The organism is Yersinia canariae (assembly GCF_009831415.1).
In the GTDB taxonomy this organism is placed as follows: Bacteria; Pseudomonadota; Gammaproteobacteria; order Enterobacterales; family Enterobacteriaceae; genus Yersinia; species Yersinia canariae.
The window spans coordinates 4,538,497-4,549,610 of the sequence record NZ_CP043727.1; the positions used below are offsets into that span (position 1 = coordinate 4,538,497).

The window sequence follows — 11,114 nt, forward strand, 5'->3', positions numbered from 1 at the left end:
AACCAAGCGTGTTAGCCGCAAAACAACATCGGGAGACTCTGCAAACGATCAAATGATGTGGGACGGGAGAGGTAATAACCTTGTGCTGCAACCGCATCAGAGCGCTGTACCATCGCCCATTCTTGTGAGGTTTCCACCCCTTCAACAATCACACCTTTACTGTAACTGCCCATCAAGGTGACCAAGGTGAAAAACAGTTGATTCCCAACATCACTCTCTTGCAGCACGATAAACAGATCTCTGGCAACTTTGATGTATTCATAGCGCCAGCTAATAAATGAAGTGAAATTCGCCAGCCCACTGCCAAAATCATCCAGCCAAAGCCGGTCTGCTTCAGCAATACGCGCAAACGGAGTATCCAGAGAGGTATCGACATGCTCTAGCAATTCAAAACGAATATAAGGCATGGCATCGATGAGCACTTTAGCCTGCTGATCATCTTGCATCGCCATTAGCGCCTGACCATCAATGTTGATTGAGACCAGCACCGAATGATGCACAAATATTGCATGCCACTGCTTCACCATATTCAACTGTTCGAGCACTACATCCAGACGGGCGCGGATGCTGATAGAACTAAAATAATCCTCTGGATTCAATCGAGTATCCGGCGATGAGGGATGAAAAACAGCCGTAAGCAGCTCAATGGCCAGCAACGCACCAGAGGTGCGATAGATAGGTTGAAAAGTGTACCGACGCTGACATTGCCGCCAGAAGCTCTGTCCTTTATTACGATCAATGGCGGCAAAGGATGGCGCAAGTAAACCTGATACTTTATTGGTCATCATCAGTTTAGTCGCCATGTTTTAGGGCATCACACAGTCAAGGCAATGGGCATTGCCGCTAACTTTAGCCACCCAGTGATAAACGGTTTTCCCACTGGAGATGTTATCGACTCGGGTGAACAGAACTTTATATAGCAGCATGATAGATTATTGCTCTCAAGCAGACTAGCGCGACATATTTAACCCATTTATATTACTTAACTCAATAATGCCATTACTGTTAATGGAGATGAACATGCCTTATGTAAATATTAAAATTACTCGTGAAGGGGCGACAGCGGAGCAGAAAAAACAGCTCATTGCCGGAGTCACCCAACTATTGGTCGATACTCTGGGGAAAAATCCGGCCACGACCGTCGTCGTCATTGATGAGGTGGATACGGATAACTGGGGAATTGGCGGCCACAGTGTGACTGACTTGCGAAAGTCATCATAATTGTCTTCTGAAGCGCGGGAAAATTGCCAGTTTCCCGACCTATATCATAAAAAATTTAAAACGTCGTTTTAATACTATTGACTCTGACCAAGCCAGCAGTGAGACTAACCTTATTTCCATCATTGACTCACAGGCCAGCTTTCCATGACCAGCAAAAATATTGCCGTTATCGGCGAATGCATGATTGAACTGTCACAAAAAGGTACCGACCTTAGCCGGGGCTTTGGCGGTGATACGCTGAATACTGCGGTATATGTTGCCCGTCAGGTGCCAAAGCAGGCCCTGAATGTTCATTACGTTACGGCCCTGGGTACTGACAGCTTCAGTAACGAGATGCTGAACGCCTGGCAACAAGAGAACATCGACACCTCCCTCATTCAGCGTCTGGATAATAAATTGCCGGGGTTGTATGTCATTGAGACTGACAGCACAGGCGAGCGCACTTTCTATTATTGGCGTAATGATGCTGCTGCACGTTTCTGGTTGAGCAGCCCACAGGCCGATGAAATCTGCCAGCGCCTGGAAAAGTTTGATTATCTGTATCTTAGCGGTATCAGCCTGGCTATCCTTGACAGTACTTCACGCCAGCGCTTACTGAAATTGCTTCGCGCCTGCCGTGCTAACGGTGGCAAAGTTATCTTTGATAATAACTACCGCCCTCGTCTGTGGCAGAGCAAAGAAGAGACTCAAGAAGCCTACCGCGATATGTTGGCCTGCACTGATATCGCCTTCCTGACACTGGATGACGAAGATATGCTGTGGGGTGAGAAATCGCTGGAGCAAGTCATTGAGCGCACACAGAATTTAGGCGTGAGCGAAATAGTGATTAAGCGCGGCGCAGACTCCTGTATCGTCTGGGTGAAAGAGGGTTTTGAAGCCCACCAGTATGATGTTCCTGCGGTTAAACTGCCGAAAGAGAAAGTGGTCGATACTACGGCTGCCGGGGATTCTTTCAGTGCCGGTTATCTGGCTGTTCGCCTGACCGGTGGCAGCGCACATGACGCCGCCGTACGCGGGCACTTAACCGCCAGCACCGTGATTCAATATCGTGGCGCAATCATCCCACTGGCGGCCATGCCTGCGGTGTGATTGATAATAGTCTGTTGGCGGATAACGGCCTGCCACAGATAATGAGAAGCATTGAGAACAAAGACAATTTAGCTGCGTCACCCTCACGTACACGCAGTATGTGAGGGTGACGAGCACTGCCCAATCCTAAAATAGCAATGCGCAGCAGCCGCTCAGAAAAACGCCTATTGGGCTGTTGTTGGCATAACCGGGGCAGCTTCAGCAGCACTTACCGCCGCAGGCGACGCTTCTTCTGGCACCACGGTATGTGGTGTCATAATCGCGTTATACGCCTCCTGCAATGCCTTCACATTCACTTCCGGTTCACCTTTTGGCTGCGTCAGAATCAGCGTGGTATCTTGCGATAATTGCTGTTTCAATTCCTGATTCAACTCAACCAGAGTCAGACCCGACAAGAATGCCTGCCGTAACTTCTGATACTGTTCCGGAGCAATATCCACCACGCCACTTTGCTGTGAACGTAGGCGTTGGCTCATCAAGATATCAGTATCTGTGCGGGCGTAGGTGGCAAACAACTTACTGAGCTGGTCGTTTTTCTGCACCATCAAAGCATCAAACTCTGCCTGACTCAGGCCATTCGCACGTAAACTGGCCAGTTCGCGCGCAACAAAACTCATACCCGGCGTCAGATTTTCTGTCGGCGTATTCAGGTGAATCGCACATTGAGCACGTTGATATTGCACCCGGCAATCAAAGCCCAATTTCAGGTTCTTCTGATCACTTTTTTCCAACACTTGCTGAACATGCCAGAACAGGGCTTCACGGGCTAAATCACTGCGCCAGTAACGGCTTAAGGCCTGAGAATCCTGAATTGGATGCCATGGGGTATCCCACATCAATGATAATGTGTCTTGTGCCGCCTGCTCACTCATCAAGCTCACTGGCTCAGGTGGCAGTGGCGCTAACATCGCGATGGATGCTGGCGTAGTCCGTTTCCCTTTCAACTCAGAGAACGTTTTGCCAATTTGAGCAGCAATACTGCGGCTGTCGACATTACCCACCACATACAATGTCATGGCATCCGGGGTATACCATTGCTGATAAAACTGCTTCAACTTCTCGACATCTACCGGTTTTGCTACTGACTGACCGGGATCATGCCCCATCAAAGAAGAGCCTTTGAGTCGGTAGCGCCACCAAGGTTCCTGAATATTTTGCGGGAATGTAGCAATAGGATCAGTTGCACTATTCAGCGCCGCGTTGACAGTCTGTTCACTGATGGCCAGTTTGCCACTGGTATCGGATAACCACGCCAATGCTTCTTTCATCAAATCAGGGCGGTTATTGGGCAAACTCAAGCTATATAAGGTGAAATCATAAGATGTTATCGCCGGTGGCAACGGGCGATCGCTATCGACCCCTTGCTGCCATAACGACTGAAGCTGGGCAGGAGTAAAACTCGCGCTGCTCATTAATGCCAGGCGGGGCAACAGATGGGCAAAGCCAATTTGCTGCGCGCTCTCAGATAATGAGCCTGTATTAACCACCAGACGTAACTCGATCCGATCGCTAGGGCGCTGTGGCGTCGCCAACAACTGCCATGAAAACCCGTTTTCTAATTTCCCCTGCTGCCAGGCAGGATCGGGTTGTAGTGCTTCAGCCTGCACATTACTGCTGGCGGCAGCCAGCAATAACCCACCAACTATGAGACGAATTCTGGTGCCCTGCATGTGAACCCCTACTTAATAAACTATCCAATGTTAAAACAATGCAACGTCATGTCATTCCTGTAAGCCGCTTGTGCTTTCACGCCATCCGCCAATGCGTAATATACCGGCGCCATGCAATAGGGTAGCCATAAAGACATGAATAAATTAGCCCAGCTTTCAAACGCGCATCTCTATGCCGTTATTTTTGGGCGAAAAATCAACGGTTGTCACCACCGTAAAAACTCGAGGTGGGAGTGTACCATTCTGTTAGACCGCATGCTTTTGCCGATGTCACTCATCAGAGTAAAAAATAGTATCTAAATGGTAATTAACACAAGAAATGGTATCGCGGGGGATAAAGAAAAGGTGCTACCGGTGGCAATCCGCCACCGGTAGTGATTACTGAAGATATTGCTATGACGCTATCAAGAAGGCGTAACGCTGTTCTTTATATCGCTATTGGGTAATGTTTTGTTCGATAACACAGCTTGCAATTGATCATTATCCAGCTGGTTACACCATTTCGCCACGACGATGGTTGCAACCCCATTACCCACCAGATTGGTCAATGCACGGGCTTCAGACATAAAGCGGTCGATACCCAGAATCAATGCTAACCCTGCTAATGGTAAATGCCCCACCGCAGAAATAGTGGCCGCCAAGACAATAAAACCACTGCCTGTGACCCCTGCCGCACCTTTTGAGGAAAGCAGCAATACCACCAGTAAGGTAACCTGATGAATAACATCCATATGAGTATTCGTGGCCTGAGCAATAAACACTGCGGCCATGGTCAGGTAAATAGAGGTGCCATCCAGATTAAATGAGTAGCCCGTCGGGATAACCAAGCCCACCACGGACTTCTTACATCCGGCTTTTTCCATCTTATCGAGCATGCGCGGCAGCACAGACTCCGAAGAGGACGTGCCTAACACGATCAATAACTCTTCTTTTATATAGCGGATAAATTTGAAGATGTTAAAGCCATTGAATTTCGCAATAGAGCCCAGCACCACGACCACAAACAATATGCAGGTGATGTAGAAGCAGATAATCAACTGACCCAGTTGCACCAAGCTACCCACACCGTATTTACCAATAGTAAAGGCCATGGCACCGAAAGCCCCGAGAGGTGCTAAGCGCATGATCATATTGATAATACCGAAGATAACGCGGGAGAAACTCTCAATAACGTTAAAGATAAGCTGACCTTTTTCACCCAAACGGTGCAGGGCGAAACCGAACAGAACAGCAAATAACAGGACTTGCAGAATGTTGCCACTGGCAAAAGCACCCACTACGCTGCCGGGGATGATATCCAACAAGAAGGGTATAATTCCTTGCTGCGAGGCCTGCTCAGCATAAAGTGCAACCGCTTTGGCATCCAGTGTCGCCGGGTCGATATTCATACCAGCACCGGGTTGCACCACGTTAACAATCACCAAACCAATCAATAGCGCAATAGTACTGACAATCTCAAAATAGAGCAGCGCGATAGCACCGGTGCGGCCAACGGCTTTCATACTTTCCATACCCGCGATACCCGTCACGACAGTACAGAAAATCACGGGTGCGATAATCATTTTAATTAGTTTAACAAATCCATCACCCAAAGGTTTCATCTGAGCACCAAGATCAGGGTAAAAATGACCCAATAAAACGCCCAAAGTAATCGCCGTTAACACCTGAAAATAAAGACTTTTAAATATTGAAGCTTTCATAACTATGTCCTTTTGGAGTAATACACGGCAGCCTGTCGCTTTGCTCTCTGTGATGATTGAGTGACACTTCTTTTTTATCCGTGCTTGCGCGGAAAATAACACCCTCATAACAATATGGAAATTATTAGTTGCACTGGATTGCACCCTAAACGCGAAACTAAGAACTGAAACGCTTCAAACGGAAGCAACAGCTGGGATACAGTCAGATCAACCAGACAATTAACCCAAAATGATTAGTAATGAGAATGGATACAAAAAAGCCATCAGAAGATGTGGTGATGTGTGCATAAGGAATGATTTTTGAGCGGAATAATTAGCGGGCAGTAACCCCCCTTTTGAGGGTGAAATAAAGGGGGCGGTTGAATACTATCAGTCGAAATTATTTGATTGCCCGGCTGGGCATAGCAGCAGCAGCACTATTAATAGCAATTTCGTTAATTGCACTCCATTTGTTTACATCCGTCCCGAAGGTATCCAGCTTGATATATTTGGCCGTCACGGGGGTAAACGTCAGTTTTTCACCATTTTTATCTGCCTATCCTTTTTATCACGACGATGAGAACCCGTGGGTAAAAGCGCCGGGCAAGCAGACCCTGGGAAGCCGCTGCTCGGCACTTTTTACCAACAGTGGCCCCAGCACGGGCCGCTGTCGGGACTATTTACGGCCGTTCGGTTGCAGCTTCTCACCCACATTGAGCAAGAACAGTTCATTATCGCGAGTTGAGATCCGCGCTGAACCGTCGTCCATTCGGTAGGCACCCTCAGTAAAGCCAGCACCATTGAGGAAAGGTGCTACCGCCTGTGGTTTATTGCGCAATGAAGCTTCCAGTGCCAGCAAAGCATAGGGCTCGATAGCATCAACATCAGCATATTGACGGTCTGGGGAAGCCATGAAGAAGCCGTCGATATAGCGTGTTTTAATAATATTATCGCCGATTTTCTCTGCTAATAACCGGTAATCCGCAACCTGACTGACATTGTAGAGATCCAGCAAAGCAAACAAGGCGTAAGGATCACTGTTGGTGGTGTCCATCTTCACCTTCACATCCTTACCTGATGCAGTACCGATATCACCCAATCCCTGATCATTGGCAATACCGCGCGCCACTTTCCACAGTAACGGGTCATTGTCGATGGCATAGGCGCGCGCATAAGAAATCAGGAATTCGTTACCCGCTTTGTATGGCTTCAGCACAGTGCCTTTTTTGCCGTAATAACCATCACGAGGGAGGGTGTAATTTGACAAATCCTGCCCATCGGCAATCATCGGACGGAAGGTATTGTCCTTATCGTTATAGGCGTATTGAGCAAACGCTTTCAGACCATCCACAGTCCATTTCAGCAAGTCCTGCCCCTGAGGCCCCAAATCTTTACCCAACTGCAACTGCATCAAGGCATTTTCAGAATAAAGGGTGCTGGTACGCCCTTTGAGCATCATATTGCCTTCCAGTGCTGCCGAGCCGAACTCTGGCCCAAACTGGCGCTGAGCACGATCGCCAAACTTAGAGTGGGTATCGGCATCGTCCGTTGGTTCTTCGCGCTTCAGAGCCTGTGTGAACTGATAAACACCGAGGCCCGTTTTGGCATCGCGCGGTAATACATATTGATCTGCCAGGCGCTTAGCCCAGACTAATGCCCCTTGATCCTGCTTATTTTTGTAAAGCAGGGACGCAGAATAAATCAGATCATTGCCCGCATTGAGGAAGCTAAGCCCTTTAGTGGCAAAGAAAGGTGGCTGCTGCTCAAATTGACTTTCCCACAATGCTCCCATTGGCTTGCCATATTCACCATGGCGGCTGGTTTCGAGAATGCGCCAATCATAAACATGAGCATTCCAAAAACCGCGAATAAACCGAGCGGTGGCATCACCGTCGACGCTGAACATCAGGTCATAGTAGGGATAAGCATTTTTCAGCTCATGCACCATTTCTTTTTCGCTTGGCCCTTCTGGCTGTAGGGTTTTCAGATCAACAAACCGGTGCCCACCCCAATAAAGCAAGCCACTGGAGTCCTGATAGTTCTGGAAGTGATAGCGAACAATATCTTCGGCACGCCTCTGATAGCGAGGATCGCCGCTAAGTTGACTCAAACCACTCATCACACGCATCAGATTTTGCTGAGCTGAGAAGTTTGATAATACTGCCCGACGGCCATCGGGAAATATCCATTCCAATTGCTGCCCGGTTCGAGGGTCAACACCATCCGCCAGCAGTGGGCTAGGCTTATCACCGTGGTAGGTATCTGATGCCTTGTCTAACACATTATCGACATACTGTTTCACCACAGTCAGCCGGTCAATATCCGCTGCCTGCCCGACGGGTATATACAGCGCGGTCAATGCTGCAATACTCAAAAATAACGCTCTTTTTTTCATTACTTCGTTACCTGTCAAAAATCGTTATAGCGAGGTGTGACCCCTGAGGTCAGAATTTAATTATTTATGGATCAGAAGCTATATTTGATACCTACACGGTAACGAGTTTGGCGCTCATCAGTATTTTTGCTACCGGAAACATTACCGATAGCCATATAAGGGGACCAGTTTTTATCCCACTTATAGGTCAATTTAAAATCGTGGGTCCAATCGTAATTTTCTTTATCTGCCAGAATGACCCCGGCTTTATTGGCTTGCTTATAATCCAACTCATAGTCTAATTGGAAATCTTTGTAGATTTTATAGCTCAGAACACTCGTCAGATTATAGCCATTTTCAGACGTGTCTTTTGGCGTATTAATATTGGCACTGGTGCGTTTGTAATAAGGGCGATAACGTAATGAAACTGAGAGGTCATCCGTGATATTTGCCTTACCACGGAGATATGGACGATAACTGTTAGCCGTTGAACTTGAGTCTAATGAGAAACCGGGTTCGATAGAGAATGTTTTATCAATTTTATACACATAGCTGGCAACCACTTCAGTGCCATTGCTAACGCCTTCGTGGAAGGGCTTATCTTTGTCACTGGCGCTTTTCCATTTGCCTTCCAGAGATAACCCGAAGCCATTAGCAAAGCGGTGGGACATTAATAAACGGTCTTTGTGATTATTACCACTTTGATCTTGTGTTTCATGACGATAGTCAATAGTCACGGCCATTGCGCTGGTGCTGATAAGTGATGCCACTGCCAGAGATAATAATTTAAATTTCATTACAGTTACCTTATTTTAATAGATAATATTAATTATCCTGATAAATACAAAGAACACTTATGAAACGGTATTCTATTTATTTTGATATTAAGTTCCGAGATCCATGACTAATAGTTCGAAATTAACAAAACAAATATCCGTTTATGTGATGAAGTTCAAAGTAAATAGTTTAAGTTATGCACTGGCACTGTAATTTTTTTGTTATACCGTAGATACAGTAGGGGCTTGAGGCTATTTCGAAGGATATTTCTTTCGAATTAAATAACCTTGACTAGATAGGCATTAATATTGTAGACCTAATTTAAATAAGCGAATAGATGCCAGTAAAATATTTTCTTAGCGGTATTATTGTTAGTTTTAATCACTTTTATATTATCACTAATATTTCTCTTAATTTCTCAGTAAAGAGACACGCGTAAATACACCATAAAGTAGGGTGCAACTGCTATTTTCGATGGAAAGTGATTTTTTATTTAATATAAGAAAGGGTAATATTTTGGTTTTTATTATTTAGAAGAAAATACTGATATTTGACCAAATAGCAGTGATTCAGAGCAAATGAATACGGCTAATATCAGTCACATCAATGGCGTAGAATAAAGCGGTTTTCGAACTCCTCGCGCGGTAGTGGCTCTGAAAATAAAAAGCCCTGCCCACATTGAATCCCCTGTTTTAACAACCATTGCCGCTGTTCATTGGTCTCGACCCCTTCAGCCATCACCCGCAGTTTCAACACCTGCGAGATGGTGCTGATAATGCGCGCCATCGCATCATCTTCTGGCAAATGCTTCACAAAGCTTTTATCCAGCTTAATAATGTTAATCGGCAAACTTTTCAGGTGATTCAGATATTGCAGGCTTGAATAACCGGTGCCAAAGTCATCCAGAGCGATAGACAAACCAAGCCCCCGCAGCTCGCCTAGTAACATCAGCGCTTCGTCGAGGTTCTTAATACGGGCCGTCTCAGTAATCTCCAGCACTAATTGACGAGGGTCGATATCATAGCGGCTGATGATGGTTTTTAGGTGTGTAATAATACTATCGCATTGTATTTGCAGGCCGGAAATATTGACCGCCAGTGACAAGTCAATTCCTTGTGCCTTCCAGTCAGCCAGGATACGGCATGCTTCCTCCAGTACCCAATTTCCCAGTGGCACCATCGCCCCGCTCTCTTCCGCATCAAGGACGAACTCAGAAGGTAAACGATAACTGCCATCCGCCAGACGCCAGCGTAATAATGCTTCAGCGCCAATAACCCGCGGTTCTTTCATATCCCATTGTGGTTGTAAAAACAGCACGAAATCACGATTTTCAATCGCCTGTAAAATGTCATTTTTCTGCGCCAATTGCTTTTGTGTTTCATATTGCGCAGGTAATTCAGTGCTGAGGCTACGACTCATATCCGAGTATGCTTCAGTTAACAGTTGTTGGTTGCGATTGTAATTGTGGACCAACACGCCCAGTTCATCGTCTTGATGATGGGCTGGTAAAGTCAGTTGATGATTCAGTACACCTTGCTGACCAATGTCTTCCAGCTCTTTGGCCATCGCCCGCAATGGGTGAATAATCAGGCGATTAATACACCAGGCGATGGAAACTGACAATACCAATGCCAGCAGCAAATAAGTCGAGAGCATCGCCGACAAAGTGCTAAGGATAAACTGATACATGCGAAATGAGTCGGCACGTAACACTAAATGTGCCAGCGGCTGTGGATTGGCGGAAACCCGCTCCAAGGAATATAGCGGCACGGTTATCTGCACGGGTAGAGCAAAAATACGTTTAGCCCAGCGGGGCACAGGCCGTTCCGTGGGAAAGTTGGCGTGCAGCACCTGAATTTGATTGGGCAAAATGACGTCGGCACGGCTCAGAATACCAATAGGTAACAGGTTATTAAGTATTTTTTTGGCTTGCGGAATATCAACGCTTAAGATTGCTTCAGACAGCGGTTGGCGCACAGAATAGGCGATACTCTCCAACTGCCTGGCGTAATCATCCTTGCGCTGCTGCACAAAGTGGAACAATTGAAGGACGATAAAAATACAGATAGTGACCAGTGCAACAACTGCCACTGCCGCCATTTGCTTAATCGTTAATGAACGCCTTACCCGCAAACTCACTCCCACCCATTCCGACTGAATAAAATAAAATGGTGCCACAGTGATGCGGCGACCCATCGATGCTGTCCGAGTATACTCGATCGCCCTGAGATTTTGTCTTGCGAAACCAAACCGGTTGGGAAGAATACCGTGGGTTTCGGTCTTTTCCTATCAGGATCGCAACTT

General features: G+C 46.7%; 8 protein-coding genes and 1 pseudogene. 2 read left to right on the forward strand and 7 right to left on the reverse strand.

The annotated features are described in order from the left end of the window. Positions 1-11 precede the first annotated feature (11 nt). Positions 12-803: a cyclic-guanylate-specific phosphodiesterase gene (pdeH, locus tag F0T03_RS20780; RefSeq protein WP_162526995.1), complete on the reverse strand. Its 792-nt coding sequence runs from the start codon at positions 801-803 to the stop codon at positions 12-14. 217 nt (positions 804-1,020) lie between these two features. On the opposite strand from pdeH, the gene F0T03_RS20785 reads away from it, so the two are divergent. Beyond that, complete coding sequence (locus tag F0T03_RS20785; RefSeq protein ID WP_004388926.1) at positions 1,021-1,221, forward strand: 2-hydroxymuconate tautomerase family protein; 201 nt, start codon at positions 1,021-1,023, stop codon at positions 1,219-1,221. A 144-nt stretch (positions 1,222-1,365) separates the two neighbouring features. After that, positions 1,366-2,310 (forward strand): 2-dehydro-3-deoxygluconokinase, encoded by a 945-nt coding sequence (gene kdgK, locus F0T03_RS20790; RefSeq protein WP_159680467.1) that lies wholly within the window; start codon positions 1,366-1,368, stop codon positions 2,308-2,310. Positions 2,311-2,474: 164 nt separating this feature from the next. On the opposite strand, the gene F0T03_RS20795 is transcribed toward kdgK, so the two are convergent. The 6 genes and pseudogenes from F0T03_RS20795 to F0T03_RS20815 form a co-directional block, all read right to left on the reverse strand. Then, a complete protein-coding gene (locus F0T03_RS20795) occupies positions 2,475-3,980 on the reverse strand; it encodes a M16 family metallopeptidase (RefSeq protein WP_159680470.1) in 1,506 nt (501 codons plus the stop codon). 404 nt (positions 3,981-4,384) lie between these two features. Beyond that, entirely contained in the window at positions 4,385-5,680 is a 1,296-nt protein-coding gene (locus F0T03_RS20800; protein WP_145554196.1) for a dicarboxylate/amino acid:cation symporter, read from the reverse strand. Between the two features lie 379 nt (positions 5,681-6,059). After that, positions 6,060-6,215: pseudogene (locus tag F0T03_RS21975) on the reverse strand (discoidin domain-containing protein); the annotation flags it as partial. A 120-nt stretch (positions 6,216-6,335) separates the two neighbouring features. After that, positions 6,336-8,054, reverse strand: a complete 1,719-nt coding sequence (locus tag F0T03_RS20805) for a pectate lyase (RefSeq protein WP_145562206.1) — start codon at positions 8,052-8,054, stop codon at positions 6,336-6,338. A 71-nt stretch (positions 8,055-8,125) separates the two neighbouring features. Then, positions 8,126-8,830, reverse strand: coding sequence for an oligogalacturonate-specific porin KdgM family protein (locus F0T03_RS20810; RefSeq protein ID WP_145554192.1), 705 nt, complete (start codon positions 8,828-8,830; stop codon positions 8,126-8,128). 583 nt (positions 8,831-9,413) lie between these two features. Continuing rightward, complete coding sequence (locus tag F0T03_RS20815) at positions 9,414-10,943, reverse strand: EAL domain-containing protein (RefSeq protein WP_145554211.1); 1,530 nt, start codon at positions 10,941-10,943, stop codon at positions 9,414-9,416. Between the last annotated feature and the right edge of the window lie 171 nt (positions 10,944-11,114).

What these genes read in the sequence shown, in the direction of transcription:
- pdeH (WP_162526995.1), bottom strand. Translation starts at nt 803, where the DNA reads ATGGCGACTAAACTGATGATGACCAATAAAGTATCAGGTTTACTTGCG.
- F0T03_RS20785 (WP_004388926.1), top strand. Translation starts at nt 1,021, where the DNA reads ATGCCTTATGTAAATATTAAAATTACTCGTGAAGGGGCGACAGCGGAG.
- kdgK (WP_159680467.1), top strand. Translation starts at nt 1,366, where the DNA reads ATGACCAGCAAAAATATTGCCGTTATCGGCGAATGCATGATTGAACTG.
- F0T03_RS20795 (WP_159680470.1), bottom strand. Translation starts at nt 3,980, where the DNA reads ATGCAGGGCACCAGAATTCGTCTCATAGTTGGTGGGTTATTGCTGGCT.
- F0T03_RS20800 (WP_145554196.1), bottom strand. Translation starts at nt 5,680, where the DNA reads ATGAAAGCTTCAATATTTAAAAGTCTTTATTTTCAGGTGTTAACGGCG.
- F0T03_RS20805 (WP_145562206.1), bottom strand. Translation starts at nt 8,054, where the DNA reads ATGAAAAAAAGAGCGTTATTTTTGAGTATTGCAGCATTGACCGCGCTG.
- F0T03_RS20810 (WP_145554192.1), bottom strand. Translation starts at nt 8,830, where the DNA reads ATGAAATTTAAATTATTATCTCTGGCAGTGGCATCACTTATCAGCACC.